The organism is Bradyrhizobium sp. LA6.1 (assembly GCF_040547805.1).
Classification (GTDB): Bacteria; Pseudomonadota; Alphaproteobacteria; order Rhizobiales; family Xanthobacteraceae; genus Bradyrhizobium; species Bradyrhizobium barranii.
In genome coordinates this window covers 93,476-118,057 of the sequence record NZ_JBEPQK010000003.1, presented here as the reverse complement: position 1 = coordinate 118,057, position 24,582 = coordinate 93,476, and the positions used below count along the sequence as shown (strand labels likewise).

Sequence of the window (24,582 nt, the reverse complement as noted above, 5' to 3'; positions counted from 1 at the left end):
CCCCAACGCCGGTCCGGGAGATTCCCCAAGTTCGAAGCCGCTTGTAGCCAATTTCCCCGATGTCGCAAACGGCCGCTGACACCGTAATTTCAATTTCATTCCAAGACGTTGCTCATGAGCAACGCCACAAAAAAGCCCGTATCAGGAAGCTGCCATCCGCAAGATGTCGTTATAGGTGGCAAACACCATCAGCATCAGCACCAAACCGAGCCCGATTCGGAACCCCATCTCCTGAGTCCGCTCGGACAGGGGGCGGCCCCGGACCACCTCCGCCGCGTAGAACATCAGGTGACCGCCATCGAGCAGCGGGATCGGGAACAGGTTCAACAGCCCGATCGACACCGACAGCACCGCGCACAGATTGATCACGAACTGGAACCCGGCGCTGGCCGCCTGCCCCGACATCTTGGCGATGCCGAGCACGCCGCTGACCTCGTTGGGATTGCCTTGTCCGACAAACAGCGAGCCAAGGAACTTGAAGGTGCTGGTGATGATGAACCAGACCTGCTCGACCCCGATCTTGAGCGCTTCGCCGACGCCGACCGGCGTGGTCGAGGCCTCGCCGGCCTGGGACTTGTGCTCGACGCCGAGCACGCCGAGGCGGTGGCTGTTGCCGAACGGATCCTTGCGCTCGAGCAGCGCCGGCGTCGCGGTCAGGGAGACGATGGCGCCGTCCCGCTTGACCTGGAAGGCAAGCGCCGAACCCGCATTCATCGCAACGATTCGCTGCATGTCGGCAAAGCTCTCGATCGGCTTGCCGTCGATCTGCACGACGACGTCGCCGATCTTGAAGCCGGCCGTGGCCGCAGCGCCGTCGGCGACGACGCCGTCGACGCGGGCGATCGTGCTCGGCTTGCCGTAATAGAGCGCCATGGCGGCGAAGATCAGCGCGCCCAGAATGAAATTGGCGATCGGTCCGGCCGCCACGATGGCGGCGCGCGGGCCGACCTTCTTGTGATGGAAGCTGCCGGCGCGCTCCTCGGCCGTCATGGCCGCGAGCGTCTCGGCCGACGGGGTCGAAGCCTCGCTCTCGTCGCCGAAGAACTTGACGTAGCCGCCGAGCGGAATCGCCGAGATCTTCCAGCGAGTGCCATGGCGGTCGTTGAAGCCGACCAGCTCCGGTCCGAAACCGAGCGAGAAGGTCAGCACCCGAACGCCCGCCCAGCGCGCGACCAGGAAATGGCCGAGCTCATGGAAGAACACGACGATCGTCAGGACGAACAGGAAGGGAACCGCGTAGCCGAGGAGCCCATGGCTCAACGTATTGAAACTATGGACGAAAAAGTCGATCATCGAATTCCCTCATCCAGCGCCGCAAGGCCCTGGCCCCGTGCCATCTAGGATGCCTTTAAGGCAATTTGAGGCAATAGGGCGGCAGCTCTATTTCGCGCAACATGGTCAACAGAGATTGCATCGTCGGCGGACGTCAGGGGAGCCTGGTTCCCGCCGCGAATCCAGTCGTCCAGCGTCGCCTCGACCAGCCGCGCGATCGCGCCAAACCGGATCTTGCCGGCAATGAAAGCGGCGACCGCAACCTCGTTGGCGGCGTTGTAGACGGTGGTCGCCCCCTTCCCGGTCCGGAGCGAATCGAAGGCCAGCCGAAGCCCAGGGAAGCGCTCGAAGTCCGGCGCCTCGAAGGTCAGCTGGCCGATCTTGGCCAGATCGAGCTTGGCCGCCGGCCCCTTGATGCGATCGGGCCAGCCGAGGCAGTGCGCGATCGGCGTGCGCATGTCGGGAGAACCGAGCTGGGCCACCACCGAACGGTCGGAGAACTCGACCATGCCGTGGATGATCGACTGCGGATGCACGAGGACGTCGATCTCGTCGGGCGAGAGCGCGAACAGATAGGATGCCTCGATCACCTCGAGGCCCTTGTTCATCATCGAGGCGGAATCGATCGTGATCTTCTGGCCCATGCTCCAGTTCGGATGCTTCAGGGCCTGCTCGAGGGTCGCCTGCTCGATGTCGGCGGGCTTCCAGGTCCGGAACGGCCCACCCGAGGCGGTGATGATGACGCGGACGAGCTCGTCGCGGTTGCCTGAGCCGAGCGCCTGGAACAGCGCATTGTGCTCGGAATCGGCCGGCAGGATGCAGGCGCCCGCTTTCGCCGCGCGCTGCATGAAGAAATCGCCGGCGCAGACGAGACATTCCTTGTTGGCGAGCGCGACATGCGCGCCGCGATCGACCGCGGCCAGGGCCGGCTTCAGTCCGGCGGCGCCGCTTACGGCGGCCATCACCCAATCGGCCGGACGCGCGCCGGCTTCGATCACAGCGCTTTCGCCCGCGCCGCATTCCGTGCTCGTTCCCGCGAGCGCAGCCTTGAGCTCGGCGAACTTGGACGTGTCGGCGATCGCGACGTAGCGCGCGGAAAACTCCTTGGCGAGCTTGGCCAGCGCTTCGACATTGCCGTTCGCCGTCAAGGCTTCGACGCGATAGCGCTCGGGAGAGGCGCGCAGCAGATCCATCGTGCTGTCGCCGATCGAGCCGGTGGCGCCGAGAACCGTGACACTGCGGACGGTCGACGCCGCAGCCTTGTTGTTACGCAATGGGACCGCGCTCATATCCTCACCAAACCATAAGACCGCTTCCGGCGCTATGCACACCATGGCGGAGAAAGCCGATAATCCATGCCATCAGGATGGCGGCAACAAAACCGTCCAGACGGTCCAGTAGCCCGCCATGGCCGGGAATCAAGTGACTGGAATCCTTGACGCCGAAGCGCCGCTTCACCGCGGATTCGAACAGATCGCCCGCCTGCGATACCACCGACAGGATGGCGCTGACGAGCAGCAGTGGAACCGCCTTTCCGATCCCGCACGCCGCAAAGCCGGCCGCAACCAAAAGGCTCGCCGCAAAGCCGCCGAGCGCCCCGGACCAGGTCTTCTTCGGGCTCACGCGCGGCCATAGTTTCGGCCCGCCAATGCTGCGTCCGGCGAAATAGCCGCCGATATCGGTCGCCCACACCACGAGCAGCACGAACATCAGCGCGGCGAAGCCGTTGACGAGATCCTGCCGCACCAGGATCGAGGCCAGCAGCGCCGCCGATGCGTAGGCGAAGCCGGTGGCCGCCCAGATGAACTTGCCCCGTGCGATCACCGTCACGATCGCGCCGCCGATGAGGCCGGTGATGATTGCGGTCTTGAGCGCGCCGAAGGCGACGCAGGCCCCCATCATGGCAATGACGATGGTCCCCGCCCCGGTCAGTGCGGCAGACCCCGCGCCCACCACCATCAGCCATTCCGCGAACAGCCCGATCGACACCAGGGTGACGAGAAGCGCCCACAGCCAGCCGCCGGCATAAGCGAGTGCAATAGCGAGCGGCGCCAGCACTAGCGCTGCGAGGACTCGCATCACGAGATTGCTCGGGGCAGGCTTCGCGCCCGCCGATGCGGCGTCGGGTTCGCTCACGAGGCGTTTTTCGCGACCAGACCGCCGAAACGGCGCTCGCGTCTGGCGAATTCGGCGATCGCGCCTTCCAGCGCCGCCTTGTCGAAATCGGGCCAGTGGATCGGCACGAAGACCAGCTCGCTGTAGGCGGCCTGCCACATCAGGAAGTTGGACAGCCGCTGCTCGCCGCTGGTGCGGATGATGAGATCGGGATCGGGAATGTCGGGCGCATCGAGATGAGCCCCGATCGTCTCGGCGTCGATCGTTTCAGGGGCGCGCTTGCCGTCTGCGACTTCCCGCGCGAGCTTCTGCGCGGCTTTCGCGATTTCCTGCCGCGAACCGTAATTGAAGGCGACGACCAGCGTCAGGCGCGTGTTGTCGCGCGTCAGCTCCTCGGCCTCGTTGAGGAGTGCGCAGATGTCGCTATCGAGTCCGTCGCGCTCGCCGATGATGCGGACCTTGACGCCATCGCGGTGCAGGCTCGCGAGATCGTTGCGGATGAAGCGACGCAGGAGACCAAACAGATCGCCGATCTCGCTCGCCGGGCGCGACCAGTTCTCCGAAGAGAAGGAGAAGATGGTGAGATAGCGGATGCCGAGCTCGTGCGAGGCACGCACCACCCGGCGCAACGCCTCGACGCCGCGGCGATGCCCTTCGGCCCGCGGCAGGCCGCGCGCGGCGGCCCAACGCCCGTTGCCATCCATGATGATGGCGACATGCGCAGGCGCGTCGGACCGGTCGGGTCCTTCGGTTACTGGCGCGGCGGCGTTGGACATGAGGGCAGCCTTAGACGGTGAGGATTTCTTTTTCCTTGGCAGCCAGCAACTGGTCGATCTCGGAGATGGTGCCGTCGGTCGCCTTCTGCACCTCGTCGGCGTGACGCTTCTGATCGTCTTCCGACATCTCGTGATTCTTCTCGAGCTTCTTGAGGACGTCGAGGCCGTCGCGGCGGACGTGACGCGCGGCGACCTTGGCCGCTTCCGCGTATTTGTGCGCGACCTTGACGAGCTCCTTGCGACGCTCCTCGTTGAGCTCGGGGATGCGAAGGCGCAGCACCTGGCCTTCGGTCGCGGGCGACAGGCCGAGATTGGAATCGACGATCGCCTTCTCGACCGGCTTGACCATCGACTTGTCCCAGACCTGCACCGAGATCAGCCGCGGCTCCGGCACGCTGACGGTGGCGAGCTGGTTGAGCGGCATGTGGCTGCCATAAGCCTCGACCTGCACCGGGTCGAGCATCGAGGCTGACGCGCGCCCCGTGCGCAGGCCGCCAAGCTCGTGCTTGAGGGCCTGGACGGCGCCCTGCATGCGACGCTTCACTTCGTTGAGGTCGAAATTACCCGTGGCCATCACGTTTCTCCTTCAAAATCCCGGCGACCCACTCCGCGCCCTTCAGGCGCGACCGACGAGCCGTCAGCCGGCGACGACGGTTCCGTGGCCGCCGCCACGCAGCACAGCGCCGATCGAACCCGGCTCCGCGATCGAGAATACGATGATAGGCAGCAACGTCTCGCGGGCAAGCGCGAAGGCGGTCGCATCCATCACCTTGTAGCCGCCCTCGATCGCCTGCGAATGCGTCAGCCGGTCGAATCGCGTGGCGGTCGGATCCTTTTTGGGGTCGGCCGAGTAGACGCCGTCGACATTGGTTGCTTTCAGCACAGCCTCGGCTCCGATCTCGGCGGCCCGCAGCACCGCGGTCGTATCGGTGGTGAAGAACGGATTGCCGGTTCCGCCCCCGAGCAGCACGATCCGGCCCTCGGCGAGGTATTTGTGCGCCGCGGTGCGGGTGAACAGCTCGGAAATCTCGGGCATGACGAAGGCCGACAGCGTACGTGCCGGCGTGCCCTTGCGCTCGATCGTCGCCTCCAGCGCGAGGCAGTTCATCATGGTGGCGAGCATGCCCATGGTGTCGCCGGTGGTGCGCGACACCCCTTGCGAGGACACTTCGACGCCACGCACGATGTTGCCGCCGCCGATCACCACCGCAACTTCGGTACCGAGCTGGCGGGCGGCGATCAGATCGTCCGCAACCCGGTCGAGGGTCGGCTGATCGATGCCAAAACCCTGCTGCCCCGCGAGATACTCGCCGGACAGCTTGATCACGACGCGACGATAGACCGGATCAGTCATGAGCACTTTCCCCGTCCGGGCGCCGCTTCCGGCGGCAAGCCGGAAGGAACGTACCGGCGCTTACTTCTTGCCGCTGGCCGCTGCGACCTCGGCCGCGAAGTCGCTTTCCTGCTTCTCGATTCCCTCACCGAGAGCATAGCGCACAAAGCCCGCGATCTTCACCGCGCCGCCGACCTTGCCTTCGGCTTCCTTCACCGCCTGCGCCACCGACTTGCCGGTGTCGTGGATGAAGGCCTGCTCGAGCAGGCAGACTTCCTTGTAATAGGTCTTGAGGCCGGACTCGACGATCTTCTCGATCACGTTCTCGGGCTTGCCCTGCTGGCGATATTTATCGGCGAGCACGTCCTTCTCGCGCTTCACGACCGCCGGATCGAGGCCGGACGGCTCGAGCGCGAGCGGGTTCGTGGCCGCGACATGCATCGCGATCTGGCGACCGAGGGCTGCGAGCTCATCGGCCTTGCCGGGCGATTCGAGCGCGACGATCACGCCCATCTTGCCGGCGCCTTCGACGACGGCGCCGTGGACGTAGCTCGACACGACGCCCTGCGTCACTTCGAGCGAAGCTGCGCGACGCAGCGTCATGTTCTCGCCGATGGTGGCGATCGCGTCGTTGATCGCGGCTTCGATCGTGACGTCACCGACCTTGGCGGCCTTGATCTTCTCGACATCGGCGCCGACGTCGAATGCGACCTGCGCGACCATCTTGACGAGGCCCTGGAACTGACCGTTGCGCGCGACGAAGTCGGTCTCGGAGTTGACCTCGACCACGACGCCCTTGGTGCCCTTGGTGAGCGCGCCGATCAGGCCTTCCGCGGCGACGCGGCCGGACTTCTTGGCGGCCTTCGACAGGCCCTTCTTGCGCAGCCAGTCCTGCGCCGCTTCCATGTTGCCGTCGTTTTCGGTGAGCGCGGCCTTGCAGTCCATCATGCCTGCGCCGGTGGACTCGCGCAGATCCTTGACCATCGCAGCTGTGATCGTTGCCATCGTTGAAAATCCTTCTTGCCTGCCGGTTTGCCGCGGCGTGGCATCAAACAGCCCCGCCGCGGTCCATCTCAGGAATTCGCGTCAACTGAAATGGTGGCCGGACTTATATCCGGCCAACCCATCGCTCTTTTTGACTATTCCGCTTCTGCGGTCAGCGCCTTGGCCTTGGCCACCCAGGCATCCGCACGGCTCGGCAGACCGACTTCTTCGCCGATCTTGTGCGCGGTGTCGTGATCGAGCTCGGCGAGCTGCCAGAAGTGGAAGATGCCGAGGTCGTTGAACTTCTTCTCGATCGCGCCCGACACGCCCGGGAGCTTCTTGAGGTCGTCGGCGGTGCCGCGCGGACCGGCGAGGCCCTGGAAGCCGCTCGAGGAAGCGGCCGGCAGCTCTTCGGCAACCGGACGAGCCGAGGCGCCGATGTCGATGCCCGAATCGCCCTGGGCGCGCGAGATGCCGTCGATCGCCGCACGTGCGATCAGGTCGCAATACAGCGCGATGGCGCGGCCGGCGTCGTCATTGCCGGGGACCACATAGGTGATGCCCTTCGGGTCCGAATTGGTGTCGACGATCGCGGCGACCGGGATGTTGAGCCGCTGGGCTTCCTGGATCGCGATGTCTTCCTTGTTGGTGTCGATCACGAAGATTAGGTCGGGCAGACCGCCCATGTCCTTGATGCCGCCGAGCGAGCGATCGAGCTTGTCGCGCTCGCGCTGAAGCGTCAGGCGCTCCTTCTTGGTGTAGGAGCTGGCGTCGCCGCCGGACAGCACGTCATCGAGATGACGCAGGCGCTTGATCGAGGCCGAGATCGTCTTCCAGTTGGTCAGCGTGCCGCCGAGCCAGCGCGAATTGACGAAATACTGCGCGCAGCGCTTGGCAGCGTCCGCGACGCCGTCCTGCGCCTGGCGCTTGGTGCCGACGAACAGGATGCGGCCGCCCTTGGCGACGGTGTCGCTGACCGCCTGCAAGGCGGTGTGCAGCAACGGCACGGTCTGCGCGAGGTCGACGATGTGGATGTTGTTGCGGGCGCCGAAAATGAACGGTGCCATTTTCGGATTCCAGCGGTGAGACTGGTGACCAAAGTGCACGCCAGCTTCGAGGAGCTGACGCATGGTGAAATCGGGTAGCGCCATAGTTTCAATTCTCCGGTTGGTTCCTCCGGAAACGTGTGAGCAAAACGGAGCGTTCTCGCCCCGGTTGCCACCGGACGGCCTTGTGAGCCATGTTTCCGTGTGAGATGGGGCGCTATATAGCGCCATTTCGGCCAGAAGCAAGGAAATAAGGGCCTTTCGGGGGCTGTTTTCGCCTCCCGAAGGCCCTCTTCCGTAAAGACCACGCCAGCCCGCAAAGACCTAGCACTTGGGCTGGTTCGGCGGGCACTTTTTCGCCGCCGGCGCCGCTGGGCGCGCCGGAGGTGCCGCTGGACGCGGCGGGGGCGCGACGGCCATCCGCGGCGGCGGCGGTGGTGCTGGCCGGGCGACCGGCGGTGGCGGCGCGGGCCGCGCCACGGGTGGAGGTGCAGGCCGGGCCATGGGCGGAGGCGCCGGCCGTGCAACGGCCACAGGCGGAGCCGCGCGGGCTGGCGGAGGCGATGCGACATGCGGCGGCGGTGCCGGGCGAGCGGCGGGCGGTGGCGGCGTCGGCCTCGCCACGGCCTGCGGCCGCGATGCTGGAGTTGACGGCGACGGCCGGGCGGCCTGCGCTGGAGGGGTCGCGGGCAAGTTCTGCGGTTTGACCGGCTCGCGCGCGGCCGAGGGCGGCGGCGTGACCGGCTTGCCCGCGGCGCCCGAGGGCGTGCCGGGCGGTGTGCCCGCAGCGCCAGCCGGCTCACGGGTTGCAGACTTGCCGCCAGCGGGCGCGCCGACAGGCGGGGTCTGAGCAACCGGCGGCTTCGCCGGTTGGCCGGGCGCAGCCGGATTCGCGGTGGGCGCAACGGTCGTCGGAGTGCCGGCCGTTGGCGCGCCAGGATGGGACGGCAGCGTTGTGCCGGGCACAGCCGTGGTCGGCGCCCCCGGATGCGTCGGCGGGGGCGCACCGGGTGCATTTGCCGTCGGCGCCAAGGGCCTGCCGCCAGGCGACGTCCCTGCCCCGGCCGGCGGCGCTGGCGGCCCGCCTTGGGCGCCGGGAACCGGCAGCGTGTTGGTCTGTGGCAGCTTGGTCGGCGGTGCGGCGGGGGGCGTGCCGGTCGGCGCGACATTGGCCGGCGTCCCCGGAGGTATCCCCGGTCTCGCCGTCGGCTGGACCGTCGCGCTCGGCGGCATCGGCGCCTTGCCCTGCTGGATCAGCGCGGCGCGCTGCGTAGCGGCTTGCGGCAACATTGGCGCTACCGGGTTGGCGCGGTCGGCAATCGCCGGCCTCAGATTGCCAGGCCCGGTCCCTCCTCCCGCTCCCACGGGCGGGGCGGGCGGCCGGTTGATCACGGTGTTGATGACCGTGGTGTTATGGATGTTGTTGAAGACGATGTTGTTCGGCGGCGGCGCGACATAGACCGGCGGCCTGACGAACACCGGGATCGGCACGAACAGCGGCTGCGGCAGCACGAACAGGCCGACCACGGGCAGCGGCGGCTCCAGCACTATGAAATCCGGCGGCGGCGGCGGCAGATAATAGACCGGCGGCGGCGGTGGCGGCGCGAAGCCGAACACGGGGTCGCCGAACAGCAGCACGGGACGGTCGACATAGACGATCTCCTCCGGCGGCGGCGGCGGCACGTCATAGTCCATCATCGCGAAAGTCGGCGGCGGCTCGAGCGGCGCGGTCAGGATTGCAAGCCTGCGCCGTGCATCGCCGGCATGCGGACCGCGCGAATAACGACGCAGATACGACCAATAGGCCTCCGGCGTATCGTTCCGGTAGGTCCGCCGCCAGGTGATCGCCTCGCGGCGCGCCGCGACGATCGCCATCACGCGCTTCGACATCGGGTCACCGGGATAGGCCGCGAGAAATTCTTCGTAGGCCGGCAACGTGTCGCGCTCGAGCGCGGCCGCATAGGCGTCCTGCACGCCGAGATCGCGGATCGGCTTGTTGCGGATCGCGGCAACCTGGTCGGGCGCTGCCTCCGGCGGCGGCGCATCGGGCCCGCGCTCGAAGAACGAGAAGGGCGCCGATATCTTCGCCTCGTTCCACGGCACCTGCGCGCCCTTGCTGGCCTCGTTGACGCGGAGGCGGACGCGGTCGAACACCTCGGCCAGCGGCAGACCGCCGGTACGGATCATCTCCGCCAGCGATTGCGCATAAATGCCGTACGGGCCGGGCTCTTCCGGCGCGACCGTGCCGGGCGCGGCGTTGAAGGCGATCAGCATGTTCGGATCGGGCTCGACCAGCGCCAGTCCGCTCGCGATCTGCTGGCCGCCCTCGATGAAGGGCTGCGCGCGCGCCGCATCGAGCACGACGATGTTGGCCTTGAGCGGAATGGACGCGAGCTGGCGGGCGTAGTCGCTGATGCGCAAGCCTTCGGTCGGAATGTCGGTGTCGCGGATGATGTTGGAATCGACCGGGATGAAATAGTTCTCGCCCGCGAGCTGGACGCCAAAGCCGGCAAGATAGATCATCGCGACGGTGCCGGGACCCGAGGCCTGCGCCTTCTGGATGAAATCGCGCAAGCTCTTGCGCAGCGTGTCGCCGTCGAGATCGCGCGCGCCGACCACGTCGAAGCCCGCCGCTTGCAGCGTCTGCGCGATCAGGCCGGCATCGTTCGCGGTCGTCGCCAGCGGCGACTTGGCGTAGGCGCCGTTGCCGACCACGAGCGCGATGCGCTTTTCCTGCTGCTGCGCGCGCGCCGGATCGGGCGCGGCCGCAGCGAACGCCAGGATCGGCAAGAGAAAACAGATGAAGGCCTTGTAGGTCCCACGCATGGCTTGCTTGCCCGCTATCGTTGTTGAGCTGCCACCGTACATGAGACGCGCGGCCGGCTGAATGGCTCTTGAACGAAAAGCGCGGATTGAGGCGGCGGCATGGCGCCCCGCCCCATCACGTCCCTGCGTCAGGCCCGCGTAAGCCTCGCGACCGCGCTGTGGCGCGAACCTCGCTCAGCCCTGCGCGATCAGATCGACTGTTCCCGTGGTGAGCCGGTAGATGCCACCGACGACCTTCAGCTTGCCCTGCTCCACGGCCGCATTGAGGATCGGCGCGGCCGACTTCAGCTTCGCGACGTTGTCGATCACGTTCTGCCGGATCGCCTTGTTGAGCACGTCCCCGCCCTGCTGCATCGCAGCCTTTGCGGCGGGCGCGATCGCATCGACCAGCGAGGGAATGTGTCCCGGCGGCGACGTATTGTCCTTGATTGCCTTCAGCGTCGCATCGACCGCGCCGCAGGCATCATGGCCAAGCACCAGGATCAGCGGTGCGTTGAGCACGGCCACCGCATATTCCATGCTGGCAATGGTTTCGATGCCGGCAAAATTTCCGGCGACGCGGCAGACGAAGAGATCCCCGCGGCCGCTGTCGAAGGCATATTCCGGCGCGATGCGTGAATCGGCGCAGCTCAGAACCGCCGCGAACGGATTCTGTCCACCGGCCAGCGCCTCGCGCTCGTGCTTGAAATCGTGGCGCCGCGCCACACCGTCGACATAGCGCGCATTGCCCTCCATCAGCCGCTTCAGCGATGCGTCGGGCGACAACACGTTCTGCGGCTTGGGTGGCTGCTTGGCCTCCTTTGCCAAGGCGCCGCTCGCGAAAGCTCCGCCGGCGAAGGCCATGCCGAACGCAGCGGCGCCAAACAGCATCGCGGATCGCCGCGACGGCGCGATGTCTCGATGCAGAGATTCATGATGCAGAGATTCAGAGCACTTGTCGCACATGTGACGTTTCCCCAAGTACAGTGGACGAATGGAAGCGTCGCGATGATAGGTGCATCGATGTGAAGAAATCACCAATGATAAATGATGCAACTGATGATTGTTGCAACGCGAACCATGCTGCAAAGCCGAAGCGATCGCTCGCCACACGCGCAACGACCGCACAGAGCTGCGTCCATCTGCATATATTCGAGATCGGCTGCCAAAGCATGATCCGGAAAAAGGGCAGCAATTCTCACTCACCACAAACGCGGCACGCGTTTGTGGTGAGGTCATACGCCAACGCCGATCCCAAGCGCGATGACGATTCTTCCGGATATCATCGCGCTTTACAGCTGCTGCACGTCCACCACGCCCGCGACCGCCTTGATCGCGCCGGCGATCTGCGGCGAGACCTTGAAGCGGCCCGGCAGCTTCATCTCGACCTCGGTCTCGAGGTCGAGCATCATCACCAGGGAGACCTCGCCGTCGCCGTTCGAGCGCGGCGCGATGCCGGGACTGCCGACTTTTGGCGCGGCGCCGTTCGAGGCCGCCATGTCGGGTCCGGCCAGTCGCTTGGCGATCGACTCCAGCGGCTTGGTGTCGCGCACGAAGATGCGCAGGCCCTTCTGCGTCTTGGCGGCCGCGTCATCGAGCGGCTCGGCATGCAGCACGCGGGCGCGGACGTCCTCGCCCTGCAATTCCGCGCCCAACTGGAGCAGCACGGCGGCGCCCGGCTCGAGCACATCGCGGTATTGCGCGAGGCCTTCGGAGAACAGCACCGCCTCGAAATGGCCCGTGGGATCAGACAGCCCCATGATGCCCATCTTGTTGCCAGTCTTGGTGCGCCGCTCCATGCGCGACACCACGGTGGCCGCGACCTTGCCGGCGGTGGCGCCGGTCTTCACCGCACGCGAGAACTCGGCCCAGCTCTGCACCCGCAGGCGCTTCAGGACCATCGCGTAATCGTCGAGCGGATGGCCCGACAGGAAGAATCCGATCGCGTCATATTCGCGGCGCAACCGCTCGGCCGGCAGCCAGGGCTCGATCTGCGGCAGCATGATGGTCGGTGCGTCCGCCGACATGCCGAACATGTCGTTCTGGCCGATGGTCTCGGCCTGATGCGCACGCTGGCAGGCGGCCAGGATCGAGTCCGCGCCGGCAAAGACCCGCGCCCTGTTCGGCTCCAGCGTGTCGAAGGCGCCGGCGGCAGCGAGGCTTTCAATGATGCGCTTGTTGATCGCGCGCGGATTGACCCGCGCGGCGAAGTCGGCGAGCGAGGTGAACAGCCCGCGCCTGGTCCGCTCCTCGATGATCTGCTCGATCGCCTGGATGCCGACGCCCTTGAGCGCGGCAAGCGCGTAGTAGATCGTCTTGTCACCGACCTCGAAGGTCGGGCCTGAGCGGTTGATGTTCGGCGGCTCGACCTTGATGCCGAGGCGCTGCGCCTCGGAACGGAATTCGGAGAGCTTGTCGGTGTTGTTGAGATCGAGCGTCATCGACGCTGCGATGAACTCCACCGGGTAATGCGCCTTCATATAGGCGGTGTGGTAGGACACCAGCGCGTAGGCCGCCGCGTGGCTCTTGTTGAAGCCGTAGTCGGCGAACTTTGCGAGCAGCTCGAAGATGGTCTCGGCCTGCCCCTTCGGCACGCCGTTCTTGACCGCACCGGCGACGAAGATGTCGCGCTGCTTGTCCATCTCGGCGCGGATCTTCTTGCCCATGGCGCGGCGCAGCAGGTCGGCGTCACCGAGCGAATAGCCCGACATCACCTGCGCGATCTGCATCACCTGTTCCTGGTAGATGATGACGCCGAAGGTCTCCTTCAGGATCGGCTCCAGCACCGGATGCAGATATTCCGGCTCCTCGTCGCCGTGCTTGCGCGAGCAATAGGTCGGGATGTTCGCCATCGGGCCCGGGCGATAGAGCGCGACCAGCGCGATGATGTCCTCGAAACGGTCGGGGCGCATGTCGACCAGCGCGCGCCGCATGCCCTGGCTTTCAACCTGGAACACGCCGACCACCTCGCCGCGCGCCAGCATCTGGTAGCTTTCGGCATCGTCGATCGGCAGCGTCGCGAGATCGATATCGATGTTGCGCGGCTTCAGGAGCTTCACCGCGACGTCGAGCACGGTCAGCGTCTTCAGGCCGAGGAAGTCGAACTTCACGAGCCCGGCCGGCTCGACCCATTTCATGTTGAACTGGGTCACCGGCATGTCCGACTTGGGATCGCGGTACATCGGCACGAGTTCGCTCAAGGGGCGATCGCCGATCACGATGCCGGCCGCGTGCGTCGAGGCGTGGCGGGTCAGGCCTTCGAGACGCTGCGCGATGTCGAAGGCGCGCGCCACCACCGGGTCTTCATCGCGGAACGCCTGAAGCTTCGGCTCGCTCTCGATCGCGGCGGCCAACGTCACCGGCGCGGCCGGGTTCTGCGGCACCAGCTTGGTCAGCTTGTCGACCTGGCCATAGGGCATCTGCAGCACGCGGCCGACGTCGCGCAGCACGCCGCGCGCCTGCAGCGTACCGAAGGTGATGATCTGCGCGACCTGGTCGCGACCGTAGCGCTCCTGGACGTACCTGATCACCTCGCCGCGGCGGTCCTGGCAGAAATCGATGTCGAAGTCCGGCATCGAGACGCGTTCCGGATTGAGGAAGCGTTCGAACAGCAGGCCGAACTTGATCGGGTCGAGGTCGGTGATGGTCAGCGCCCAGGCGACCAGAGAGCCGGCGCCCGAACCGCGCCCCGGTCCGACCGGAATCCCCTGGCCCTTCGCCCATTTGATGAAGTCCGAGACGATCAGGAAGTAGCCCGCGTATTTCATCCGCATGATGACGTCGAGCTCGAACGCCAGGCGCTTGTCGTAGTCCTCTTCCGTGGTGCCCTGCGACAGGCCGTGCACGCGCAGGCGGTTGGCGAGCCCCTCCTCCGCCTGGCGCTTGAGCTCGGCCGCCTCGACTGACGCGGCGTCGGAGCTTGCGGCCGCGCCGACCGTGAAGAACGGCAGGATCGGCTTGCGCGTCATCGGGCGGAACGAGCAGCGCTCGGCGATCTCCACCGTCGAGGCCAGCGCCTCCGGAATGTCGGCGAACAGCACCGCCATCTCGGCGCGGGTCTTGAAGCGGTGATCGGGCGTGAGCTGAAGGCGATCGGTCTCGGCGATCAGCCGCCCGCCGGCGATGCAGAGCAGCGCATCGTGCGCCTCGTAATCGTCGTTCGAAGCGAAATACGGCTCGTTGGTCGCAACCAGCGGCAGGCCTTTTGCGTAGGCAATGTCGATCAGCCCGCTTTCGACGCGGCGCTCCTTGTCGATGTTGTGGCGCTGCAATTCAACATAGAGGCGGTCGCCGAACAGGCCGGCGAGACGCTCGCAGCGCGTCGCCGCAATTTCGGCCTGCCCGCTGGCAAGCGCGAGCGAGATCGGCCCGTCAGGGCCGCCCGTGAGTGCGATCAAGCCTTCGGTCTCACCGTCGAGCCAATCGAACTTGATGAACGGCGCGTGGCTGTCAGGCGATTCAAGGAACGCGCGCGAGTTCAGCCGCATCAGGCTGCGATAGCCGCGCTCCTGGGCCGCCAGCAGCACCACACGCGACGGCAGCAGCGCATTGCGCGCGTTGGGATCCTGGTCGCCGAAATCGATCGCGAGCTCGCAGCCGACGATCGGCTGGATGCCGGAGCCCGCCATCTTGTCGGAGAACTCCAGCGCGCCGAACATGTTGTCGGTGTCGGTCAGCGCCAGTGCGGGCTGGTGGTCTTTCTTCGCAAGCTCGGCGAGCTTGGCGATCTTGATCGAGCCCTTGAGCAGCGAATAGGCCGAGTGAACGTGAAGGTGGACAAATCCGGCGCTCGGCATGGTCGCGTGACGGCCTCTTGCAGATGAGATGGAGCGGTCGCCGGCTCCAGGGGGGATCATGAGGACATCTTCCGCCCACCCAGCCGACTCGCCTCACAATGGTGGGGCGTCACCGCTTCAGAGTCCACGCCGGAGCCACGAAACGGCCGCGTCGTCCCGCTTTTCCCCAAGGGCACTCCTGAGGGGGCAAGTCGGGTTCCCGAGCATCGGCTTACAAAACCGAGGCTCTAGAGCTGCGGAATCACCTGCGCCCAGATTGCGATCATCCCGACGAACAGCGAGATCGAGGCGAGTGCGGCGGCTTCTTCCACGAAAATCCTGAACATGGCTTGCTCCATCACCAGAACGTATGAAGAACATTGTTCTCATTTCGTTCTCGAGAGTCAAGCCGTGTGAGCTTTCTCGAAAAGTGATGGTTAACTCGCTGAATTCACGCAACAAAAAAGCCCCGGCGCAAGGCCGGGGCTTTTCGACGATCGCTCGAAATGAGCGACCAGTCTCAGTAGCGACCGATCATCGGGCCGCCGAACTTGTAGTTCAGGCGGACGAGACCCATGTCGACGTCCTGACGGATGCGCTCCGAGCCGGCGAAGCCAGCGAAGGTCACGTCCTTGTCGGACAGGAAGATGTGGTTGTACTCGACGCCAACCGACCAGTTCGGCGCGAAGCCGTACTCGAGGCCGGCACCGACCGTGCCACCCCAGCGGCTGTCGCTGGACGAGGAGAGCAGCGCGCCCGCCGTGCTGGAGATCTCGTACTTGTTGCTGACCACAGCCGCACCGCCCTTGACGTAGACCAGGACGTTGTTCCAGGCGTAGCCAACCTGACCGGTGATCAGACCGAACGCATCGATCTTGGTGCGGTTGCGGGTAGCGAACAGCGCGCTGGTGTTGTCGCCCGAGAAGTCGGCCCAGTTGCCCTGGCCTTCCACGCCGAACACCCACTGGCCGGACTGCCAGCGATAGCCGATCTGGCCACCGACCGTGCCGCCCGTCGCATCGTGCGAACCTTCGCGGCCCACGCCAACGAAATCCCAGGTCGCGTGCGACGAACCGCCGCCGCCGTTGATGCCGATGTAGAAGCCGCTCCAGTCATAGACGGTCGCGATCATCGCGGGCGCCTTGGTGTAAGGCCGCGCAGCGAGGTCAGCAGCCAGCGCCGGCGCAGTCGCGCTCAGCGCGACAAGGCTCACAGCAGCAAGCAACAGATTCTTGTTCATTTGATTCCCGTTCCAGTTTCGTCGTTAGGCCCCCGGGCCGTAGGGCCGTCATATCAGCGCTCGACGGAATTGCTGTAACCCCGACGCAACAGTCGGGGCCAAAGGGCTGTGCTGCGTTAATGAATGTTTAGCAGCGCGCGCGGGAAACCCTTTGAAACAAGGGTTTTCATGAGTTCCAATGTCGACTACACGACGTATGTTGCATCTGTGCCTGGACACCTGATGCACGCACGATTGTGTGATTGGAGATTGAGATGCGCAGACAGATTGCCCTCCCCATTGTCGCCACATTTTCGCTCGCAATCGCCACATTCGCGCTCACGCTGAGTGCAAGCACGCCCGCACGCGCATTCGGCACGCATCACGCGTTCTGCCTGACCGGCCAGGAATGGCCGGGGCTGAGCAATTGCACATTCGACAGTTACGCACAGTGTCAGGCAAGCTCGTCGGGCCGCGCGCTGACCTGCATCGCGAATCCGTATTTCACTGGCCAGAGCGACGATCCCTACGCCTATCAGAATCGTCCGCGCGCGCAGACACCGGGCTATTCACCCGGCTACTACCCGCCGCGCTGAGATGCGCCGCGCCCGCTTCGCGCTCGTCGCCACCGGCCTGCTCTTCTCGGGCGTGCCGGCGCACGCGCAGACCTACGATCCCAGCTATCCCGTCTGCATGCAGATCTACGGCCCGGTCGGCTATTTCGACTGCCGCTACACTTCGCTCGAACAGTGCAGATTTCTCGCCGTCGGCCGCTCCGCGAGCTGCGCCGTGAACCCGTACTTTCCGCAGAAGAGGTCAAAGGCTCCCCGGCGGCCGAAGCACGCCGACTAGGCGTGCTCCCATGCCGGGACTTGCCAACTTTGACGCCCTTGCGAGCTTTTCCATCGCGCCGACATTGCCCGCTCACCCCCTCGTCGCGTATTCGGAAGTTACTTTCCGAGCGAGGTCTTGCACGACAGTCAAGAACGCAGCCGACGCCATCGGCCGGTACGGCTCCAAGGCGAGGTCCGAGGGCGGCAACGTCAGCAGCAGGTCCGCATCGCCACGATAATCTTGACAATCTTGCAGCCAGAGCGCTGTCACATGGACCGCCGGCACGGTGAGCAGGAAAGCCTCGAAGGCTCCATTTCGAACCTCAGGAAGCTTCTCGGCGCGACGGATCGCCTCCGACGTCGCCGCCACAAACGGCCCTTCGTTCAGGTCACCCAGTTCATACGTCGTCTCATACGTCGTCGCTGCCGACTCCACGATTGTCGCGGCAGCGATCGGCTCCTGTTCCTCCCCTCCACCATCATCAGCGGCGGTGCGCCGCTTCGCTTCAATCACAAGAAATCTCCAATTGCCTATCGCCGCAGCCGCTCTGAGGTCGTCCGCGCGACGGATCTTGCCAAAAGCCAGATAGGCAATGCGATGCGGCAGGGAAATGAAGACCGCGTCGCGGTTGGCAGTGGAAAGCCTTGATCGCGGGAATTTCGGGTTGCCCACCCGGATGGCCACCGCTCGCTTCACAGCTACGACCGCAGCCGCCGGAGGATCGCTGGGATGAATTGCCATCTTTTCTCTCCTTTCACGGTGGCGAGGTTCTAGACCGGGGGCTTGGTGAAGTAAGTGTCCGTCCAGACACCTTTGGCGTCCCGATAGTTTGAGCAAAATCGATTAAACTGGATCTCTGGTGTTAGGCCGAAAAGGGGATCCTCGATGACCAGGCTGTCGGTATCCTCCAGATATCCGACGATCGCGACGAAGTGCGCCGGTCCCTCCTCATCTTCGTCTCCCGACCAGACCGTGCGAACACAAATGGGTCGCCCTGCACTGATCTCCTGCTGCACCTCCATTCGTGTCGCTCGTTGGTCGTAGGCCAACAGGGCGAGGCAGCGAACTCGGTTGAGCGGTGATCCAAGAGTATGCGTCACATCGAATTCCAGGCCCGGCGTGCCGCAAGGGAAATCACAGCAATCATGCCGGTTCAATTCAAGGTCGGCGATGTGGCACTGCGTGAAAATGCTGGTCTCGTCGTAATAGCGCGAGATGCTGGAAGCGACGGCTGCCCAGCACCAATTGATGTGACACTGATGTTGCATCGTGAAATCTGGCGCCAACTGAATCCGTGTCCTTTCGATGACGGAAATTTCTTCCACACCCATTGCAATACCTCGTGGTTGAGATCGATTGGTCCAACTTCAATTCCTTGTGGCCGTGCGGAGCGCATCCTTGCAAAATCCAAGGATGCGATCTCGGCTGCGGCATTAGGCATTGTTCAATGCTCTTGTTTTGCTGCCTCGGTCACCGCATGGAAGGTGCCGCATTGCTGGAGGTACGGAAACACGGCTTCAGCAATGGCCTTCCCGGCAGCCGTGTCACTCGGGTAGTGGACGCCAGCGATCTCGCGATTCTTCCCGATCCGCGCGGCCAGCGCCCTCAGCGCACTCTTGGCACCGGGGATAATCTCTCCCAGCGCCAGTGCCATCAGGTGGCTCTCCAGCGAATGTCCGCTCGGATAGGAGGCGTGCCAGGGCGAAGCGACCATTGGGAAAAGCCCCGGCCACACCTGTTGCGGCCGCCCGCGATTGAACCTGAGCTTGTAGTAGACGGCGACCATCAGCCCAACATGATCGGCCATCTCCAGAATCTTGATCGTATTTGGATGCGCCGACGGCGAAAGCATGAGGACCTGCGCAAAATAGCCGACAAGTCTCACGTCCTGATCGACGATCTCATCTGCCAACCTCTTGCGACTATCCATCGACGCCCCGAGCAGTTCGTCGATCTCCCCGAAAATGACATCGTGATCCGTTGGCGGGCCGGCGACAGTGATGGTTTGCCAATCGGTTCTGGCAAATTCGAGCAATGCTATTTGAGCAAAAAAGTCAGGGCGCCAGGCAGACAGCGGAAATGTCGCCCCGTAATTCAAGCCACCGGGCAGGACTCCGACGAAACTCTCGAAGATCGGGAAAGGACGCGGGGGAATTCCACCGCCAACGTAACCGCCGCTGACTGCGCCGTTTCCGCCACCACCGCCGCCGCCACCACCGCCGCCGCCTCCACCGCCGCCGCCGCCACCGCCGCCGCCACCGCCTCCTCCTCCTGCAATACCAGGCATTGTGCTCTCCATCGAGGGGCTAATAATTTGAACCGGGCTCCTGGCCCCATCAATCCGGCAACCCAGCTGCTCCTAATCGCTCGACATACAAAGACCCCTGGGGCTCCTTGAACGGACAACGGCGCGCATAGTCCGATACCCTGAAGCCGGGCAGGATGTTCTTATGGTGCTGCGACACCTGCCGCGCTTCCTCCAGGCGACCAACCGCGACGAGGCTTGCGGCGAGGACGCGCGCGGCGTTTCCAAAACGCGGGCTGAGGGTCAAAGACTTCTTCGACCAGCGAATGGCATCGTCAAACGTTCCGTTCAGATAATGATTTTGGCCGAGCAGGCAGAAATTGAAAAAGGCCTGTTGGCCAAGTGGTGAAAGCCGGATGGCGCGCTCCGCACGAGCGATTCCGGTTGAAGCATCGCCGATGAACCCGGGGGTCCCGCTCCCGAACACCCATGCCCACGAATTGCTGGGGGATATGGCAAGAGCCCGCTCACACAAGTCCAATCCGCTGTCGTAGTCTCGAAAGAACATGCTCTTGCCGTGCCCCTGTATCGCGAGCGCGAGAGCATTTTGCGGGTCTCTTTCGATGGCACAATTGGACAACCGGATCACGTCGGCCGAATCCGCATCGAAATCCGACGACCACCCCTCCGCGATCTTGAAATTGTGCCACTTCGCAGCGAACGCGTACGGCGCCGCGTATTCGGGGTCTTCCTCGCTGGCTTTCTCGAGCAGCCCTTTGGCGCGCGAGAAGCTCGCGAAATCGAATTTGTAGAGCAGCTCAAGCGCCCGCAGGAGATAGTCATACGCATTGAGGCTCTTCGGCGGCTTTCGCAGCGCCCGCTTGATCTCCGCGCGACGCACATAGGCGGCGATCTTCTCAACGACACCAATGGCGATCTCGTCCTGGACTTCGAAAACGTCCGCGAGGTCCGTGTCGTATTTCTCGGCCCACACCACGGAGCCAGTCGCAACATCGACCAGCTCGACCGAAAACCGGAATCGCTTGCCCGATCGGCGAACGTGACCGCTGACGTAATAGCGAACGCCAAGCTTCTCGCCGATTTCGACGGGATCGATCTCGCGCTGACGAAACGGCATCGTCGACCCGCGAGACACCACCAGGAGCTCCTGAATATTACTCAGGCTGACAATGATGTCTTCGACGAAGCCTTCGGCAAAATAGCTATCGTCGACCTCCGAAGAGCTGTTCGCAAACGGAAGAACGGCGATCGAGGGCAGTTTGGTTCGTCTCGAGGATTTGGTGGAAGCGCCGATTACCGTGCGGCGGTCCACTCCCGGCGAGAGCAGGAGAAAGGCATGAACCGGCCGCGACAGGTTCTTGAGATGAAGCTCACCCAGGTCGTCAAACTTGAATTCGCTCAGATCGGCGACTACTCGCAAAAGGGCCGAAGACACCACAACGCCGCCCGCGGGAGCGACAGATTGCAAGCGTGCTGCGATATTGACGCCATGGCCGTAGACATCGTTCAGATCAAAGATGACAGGCTCCCAATGGACGCCGATGCGAAAGGCTATGCGGCGCTCGGGAGGTTGCAAGGTTTCAAGCCCGGTGACTTCACGCTGCAACTCGGAGGCACAGCGAAGGGCATCGAGCGGGCTCTCGAACACCGCGACGAAGCCGTCGCCGGTGTTCTTCACAATCTCGCCTCGTCGACCGATCAAGGCCGGATCGATGACGCTCACGCGAAGAGCCCGATAGCGACTATGCGTCTCGACCTCAGCAGCTTCCATAAGTCTGGTATAGCTGACGACGTCCGCCACGAGGACGGCGCGGAAAGGTCTTTCGAATTCGAGGATCGTACCTACTTGGGAATTAAAGTCCTGTTCGGCAGCACCAACCAACCTCGCACCACTGTCGTTGGCGGTGTTCGGCGACGACGGGGGGACGCTCGTAGGCTCCGACTTCATTGATCCCTCAGCGGCGAATAAAGCCTCTTGCCGAGCAGAGTCTCGTCGTTGAACCAATCTGCAACACGCTAAACGCAATTCGGTTGAGGCGCTACCAAAATCACCCGAATGGCTCGGAGCGGCAGCGCCACAACAAGTCGCGGCGGAGAGTAAAAGGGGTTCTTCGGATTACCTCCTCTTGGCAATGAGCGGCTCGCACTGGAATAAGGCACCCAATCAATGCACTCTACCTTTCGAATTCCTTTTGAATTCCTTATGAATTCCTTTTGAATTTCGACAGCATTCGCGAATTCCTCACTTGCGCCGGCCCCGAAGTGGAAGCCCTCGCGCCGGGCGCGATGGCAAAAGGTCGCGCCGACCGCTTCAACCGCCAATACACTTTGCTGCAGCTATGCAACTGGTTTGCCCTCAGGCGTGTCGACCCCGTCTGTAGAGTAGATAGCGAAAGTCGCGGGAAGGCCGAAGCGCACCGATGAAGCCACAGGCTGGTGCGCGACGCGTCCGGATGGCGCCACACTTAAATCGGGACGCTGATATGCGGCATGCCTTGCATCGCGCCTCCGATGTTGACGCGGGCTGGCGCGGGTTTAAGTACGACGACAAATCTTGCAGGGGTGGCGACGTTCGCTGGGCTGATTCCCGTTGCCGCCACCAATGCAGGACACATGACGACCTCGCCTCACGCGACCTCGCCCCGCGCCTCAGCGCCCCCTCACCTCGCCATCGTCCTGTTCTCGCTCGCGATGGGTGGTTTTGCGATCGGAACCACCGAATTCGCATCGATGAGCTTGCTGCCGTTCTTCGCCGCCGACCTCGGGATCGACGAGCCGACCGCGGGGCACGCGATCAGTGCCTACGCGCTCGGCGTAGTGCTGGGCGCGCCGCTGATCGCCGTGCTTGGCGCGCGGTTCGCCCGGCGCACCCAGTTGCTGACCCTGATGGCCGTGTTCGCGCTCGGCAACGCGCTCACCGCGCTCGCGCCGGGCTTCGGCTGGATGATCGCGGCTCGATTTCTGTCGGGATTGCCGCATGGCGCCTATTTCGGCATCGCCGCGCTGGCCGCGGCATCGCTCGTTCCGCAACATCGCCGTTCGCAGGCGATCGGCCAGGTGATGCTCGGGCTGACCTCTGCCACGATCATCGGCGTGCCCCTGGCCAATCTGATCGGCCAGGCGGTCGGCTGGCGCGCGAGTTTTGGCTTCGTGTCGGTGCTGGCGTTGATCACGGTCCTGCTGTGCGCGCTGTTCGCGCCGCGCGACCAGGCCGGCAGGTCCGATCCGCTGCGCGAGCTCGGGGCGCTCAGAAGCGGCCGCGTCTGGATCACGCTCGCGATCGGCGCCATCGGCTTCGGCGGCATGTTCGCCGTCTATACATATCTCGCGACGACGCTGATCGAGGTCACCAAGGTCAGCACCGCGGTCATCCCGTTCTTCCTCGCCGTGTTCGGCATCGGCGCCACGCTCGGCAATCTGTTCGTGCCGCGCTTTGCCGACCGCGCCTTGATGCCGACGGCGGGCGTCATCCTGCTGTTTGCTGCAGTCGCGCTCCTGGTGTTTCCGCTCGCCGCGGGCAATCCCTGGCTGCTCGCGGCCGACGTCTTCGCGATCGGCGCCAGCGTCTCGCTCGGCGCCGTCCTGCAGACGCGGCTCATGGACGTCGCGGGAGACGCACAAGCGCTCGCTGCTGCGCTCAATCATTCGGCGTTCAACACCGCCAATGCGCTCGGCCCGTTCCTGGGCGGCCTTGCCATTCGCGAGGGGCTGGGCTGGACCTCCACCGGTCCCGTCGGAGCCGCGCTCGCACTTCTTGGCTTCCTGATCTGGATCGTCGCCGCGCGCGAGGCCCGAGCCGCGCCAGTCGAGGACGCCTCGAGCGACGCCGCCTTGCTGAAGGACGCTCCCGCGCGGCCGGCGCCACCGCTGGCGCCGGATGACCGAAGCCGTTCGGATGCCGTCAGGGATCCGGTGGCTTAGCGGCAGCTCAGCTTTGCCAGGGTGTGTTGCGGATGCGCGTACACACGTTCGGCTTGTGGAAGCTGGGATCGTGATCCTGGATATAGTCGAAATTGACGGTCCCGAATGTCGTCTGCGGCTTCTTCAGCGCTGAGCAGGTCTGCACCTTCAAAAACTCGTTCTTGAAATCGCCGCGCGGGAACGCAGCGATCACCTGATCGCGCTGCTCCGGCGTGTACTCGTCATATCCAACGGCTCCGACGTCCACCACAACTCCTGCCCTCGTGAGGGCGATTTCCGGTCTCATATATTCCGGAATACCGGGTGTGGTGTGCAGCGCAATCGCCTCCCAAACCAGATCGGCCTGCGGCTCGGCGATGCCGCGTGCCCGGAGAAAGTCCCGCGCGGCGTCGGCACCGTCGACCTCAAATCGCTTTGTTTCGGTGTGGTAGTGATCGACCAGGCCGAGGTCGTGAAACAGCGCCGCGACATAAAGCAACTCGGAATCGAATTTCAGCTTCTGACGCAGCCCCTTCATCGCGCCGAACACGTAGACGCGGACCGAATGGTTGAACAGCATCTCGTCTTCGTAGCTGCGCACCAGCTCGGCGGCCTCGCGCGCCAGCTTGCTGTCGGGAATTTTCACGCCGGAAATCACGCTCGTCATTTTCTAACTCCTGCCTAGCATTGACGTCGGCCGATGCCGTTCGTGGCCCGTCAGGCTGTCTTCTCGACGGCGGCCTGCGGCGTCTTACGGAAGCTGATCGCCATACGATTATACGTGTTCATCAGGCCGATCGCGATGGTGAGATCGACGAGTTCGCGCTCCTCGAAGACCCCGCGCGCGGCTTCATAGGCCTGATCCGGCACGCCGGTATCCGCGACGCGGGTCACCGTTTCGGCCCATGCGAGGGCGGCGCGCTCGCGCGCGTCGAACAGATGGCCGGCCTCCTCCCACGCCTGCAGCAGAGCGAGCTTTTCGATCTTCACCCCGCTCTTGAGCAGATCGCGCATATGCATGTCGAGGCAGTAGGCGCAGTTGTTGATCTGGGATACGCGCAGATAGACGAGGTTGATCAGCGCCGCCGGAAGATTGCTCTGCATGATGTAGCCGTAGACACCGCCCAAGGCTTTCACACCCGCCGGCGCGATACGGTCGTAGTCGAGACGCCCTGTCATTGTCCTGCTCCTTGATGATCGATGCCCGGCCCTTGTCTCCGCCTTAAATGGCCCTGCCCTGGTCCACAAAAAAGCACC

At 64.4% G+C, this 24,582-nt stretch carries 21 protein-coding genes; 3 read left to right on the top strand and 18 right to left on the bottom strand.

What is annotated here, in order from left to right; genetic code table 11:
- Positions 1-141 precede the first annotated feature (141 nt).
- From rseP to ABIB99_RS07650, 12 genes are all read right to left on the bottom strand, one after another.
- Positions 142-1,293: an RIP metalloprotease RseP gene (rseP, locus tag ABIB99_RS07705; protein WP_028151694.1), complete on the bottom strand. Its 1,152-nt coding sequence runs from the start codon at positions 1,291-1,293 to the stop codon at positions 142-144.
- A 44-nt stretch (positions 1,294-1,337) separates the two neighbouring features.
- The gene (gene dxr / locus ABIB99_RS07700) at positions 1,338-2,561 is read right to left on the bottom strand and encodes a 1-deoxy-D-xylulose-5-phosphate reductoisomerase (RefSeq protein WP_028151695.1); all 1,224 of its coding nucleotides are present in this window, start codon (positions 2,559-2,561) and stop codon (positions 1,338-1,340) included.
- A gap of 4 nt (positions 2,562-2,565) precedes the next feature.
- Entirely contained in the window at positions 2,566-3,408 is an 843-nt protein-coding gene (locus tag ABIB99_RS07695; protein ID WP_354096070.1) for a phosphatidate cytidylyltransferase, read from the bottom strand.
- Positions 3,405-4,163, bottom strand: a complete 759-nt coding sequence (locus ABIB99_RS07690) for an isoprenyl transferase (protein WP_354096071.1) — start codon at positions 4,161-4,163, stop codon at positions 3,405-3,407. Before ABIB99_RS07690 ends, ABIB99_RS07695 begins: the two co-directional genes overlap by 4 nt.
- A gap of 10 nt (positions 4,164-4,173) precedes the next feature.
- Positions 4,174-4,737, bottom strand: a complete 564-nt coding sequence (gene frr, locus ABIB99_RS07685) for a ribosome recycling factor (RefSeq protein WP_014494937.1) — start codon at positions 4,735-4,737, stop codon at positions 4,174-4,176.
- A gap of 63 nt (positions 4,738-4,800) precedes the next feature.
- Complete coding sequence (gene pyrH, locus ABIB99_RS07680) at positions 4,801-5,517, bottom strand: UMP kinase (RefSeq protein WP_028151698.1); 717 nt, start codon at positions 5,515-5,517, stop codon at positions 4,801-4,803.
- Between the two features lie 60 nt (positions 5,518-5,577).
- Complete coding sequence (gene tsf / locus ABIB99_RS07675) at positions 5,578-6,501, bottom strand: translation elongation factor Ts (RefSeq protein WP_028169462.1); 924 nt, start codon at positions 6,499-6,501, stop codon at positions 5,578-5,580.
- 134 nt (positions 6,502-6,635) lie between these two features.
- Positions 6,636-7,631, bottom strand: coding sequence for a 30S ribosomal protein S2 (locus tag ABIB99_RS07670; RefSeq protein WP_028151700.1), 996 nt, complete (start codon positions 7,629-7,631; stop codon positions 6,636-6,638).
- Positions 7,632-7,850: 219 nt separating this feature from the next.
- Positions 7,851-10,352 (bottom strand): caspase family protein, encoded by a 2,502-nt coding sequence (locus ABIB99_RS07665; RefSeq protein WP_354096072.1) that lies wholly within the window; start codon positions 10,350-10,352, stop codon positions 7,851-7,853.
- A gap of 174 nt (positions 10,353-10,526) precedes the next feature.
- The gene (locus ABIB99_RS07660) at positions 10,527-11,297 is read right to left on the bottom strand and encodes a carbonic anhydrase (RefSeq protein WP_354175368.1); all 771 of its coding nucleotides are present in this window, start codon (positions 11,295-11,297) and stop codon (positions 10,527-10,529) included.
- A gap of 326 nt (positions 11,298-11,623) precedes the next feature.
- On the bottom strand, positions 11,624-15,127 hold the full coding sequence (dnaE, locus tag ABIB99_RS07655; protein ID WP_208073848.1) for a DNA polymerase III subunit alpha: 3,504 nt from the start codon (positions 15,125-15,127) through the stop codon (positions 11,624-11,626).
- 499 nt (positions 15,128-15,626) lie between these two features.
- On the bottom strand, positions 15,627-16,346 hold the full coding sequence (locus tag ABIB99_RS07650) for an outer membrane protein (RefSeq protein WP_063983028.1): 720 nt from the start codon (positions 16,344-16,346) through the stop codon (positions 15,627-15,629).
- Between the two features lie 254 nt (positions 16,347-16,600).
- Between ABIB99_RS07650 and ABIB99_RS07645 the strand changes: the two genes are divergently transcribed.
- The gene (locus ABIB99_RS07645; protein WP_063986338.1) at positions 16,601-16,921 is read left to right on the top strand and encodes a DUF3551 domain-containing protein; all 321 of its coding nucleotides are present in this window, start codon (positions 16,601-16,603) and stop codon (positions 16,919-16,921) included.
- 1 nt (position 16,922) lies between these two features.
- Positions 16,923-17,177: a DUF3551 domain-containing protein gene (locus tag ABIB99_RS07640; RefSeq protein ID WP_354175366.1), complete on the top strand. Its 255-nt coding sequence runs from the start codon at positions 16,923-16,925 to the stop codon at positions 17,175-17,177.
- 72 nt (positions 17,178-17,249) lie between these two features.
- On the opposite strand, the gene ABIB99_RS07635 is transcribed toward ABIB99_RS07640, so the two are convergent.
- The 4 genes from ABIB99_RS07635 to ABIB99_RS07620 all read right to left on the bottom strand — a co-directional run bounded on the left by ABIB99_RS07635 (position 17,250) and on the right by ABIB99_RS07620 (position 21,373).
- Positions 17,250-17,900, bottom strand: a complete 651-nt coding sequence (locus ABIB99_RS07635; protein WP_166341987.1) for a hypothetical protein — start codon at positions 17,898-17,900, stop codon at positions 17,250-17,252.
- 29 nt (positions 17,901-17,929) lie between these two features.
- The gene (locus ABIB99_RS07630; RefSeq protein WP_063983025.1) at positions 17,930-18,490 is read right to left on the bottom strand and encodes a papain-like cysteine protease family protein; all 561 of its coding nucleotides are present in this window, start codon (positions 18,488-18,490) and stop codon (positions 17,930-17,932) included.
- Positions 18,491-18,603: 113 nt separating this feature from the next.
- Positions 18,604-19,446, bottom strand: coding sequence for a phosphatase PAP2 family protein (locus ABIB99_RS07625; RefSeq protein ID WP_354175364.1), 843 nt, complete (start codon positions 19,444-19,446; stop codon positions 18,604-18,606).
- 49 nt (positions 19,447-19,495) lie between these two features.
- On the bottom strand, positions 19,496-21,373 hold the full coding sequence (locus tag ABIB99_RS07620) for an adenylate/guanylate cyclase domain-containing protein (protein WP_135213824.1): 1,878 nt from the start codon (positions 21,371-21,373) through the stop codon (positions 19,496-19,498).
- A 665-nt stretch (positions 21,374-22,038) separates the two neighbouring features.
- Here ABIB99_RS07620 and ABIB99_RS07615 point away from each other — a divergent pair.
- Complete coding sequence (locus ABIB99_RS07615; RefSeq protein ID WP_354175362.1) at positions 22,039-23,346, top strand: MFS transporter; 1,308 nt, start codon at positions 22,039-22,041, stop codon at positions 23,344-23,346.
- 7 nt (positions 23,347-23,353) lie between these two features.
- Here the strand turns inward: ABIB99_RS07615 and ABIB99_RS07610 are convergent, their stop codons facing one another.
- Positions 23,354-23,992: an HD domain-containing protein gene (locus ABIB99_RS07610; RefSeq protein ID WP_166341989.1), complete on the bottom strand. Its 639-nt coding sequence runs from the start codon at positions 23,990-23,992 to the stop codon at positions 23,354-23,356.
- A 50-nt stretch (positions 23,993-24,042) separates the two neighbouring features.
- Positions 24,043-24,504 carry a carboxymuconolactone decarboxylase family protein gene (locus tag ABIB99_RS07605; RefSeq protein WP_354175360.1) on the bottom strand — a complete coding sequence of 154 codons (462 nt, stop codon included), beginning with the start codon at positions 24,502-24,504 and terminating at the stop codon, positions 24,043-24,045.
- Between the last annotated feature and the right edge of the window lie 78 nt (positions 24,505-24,582).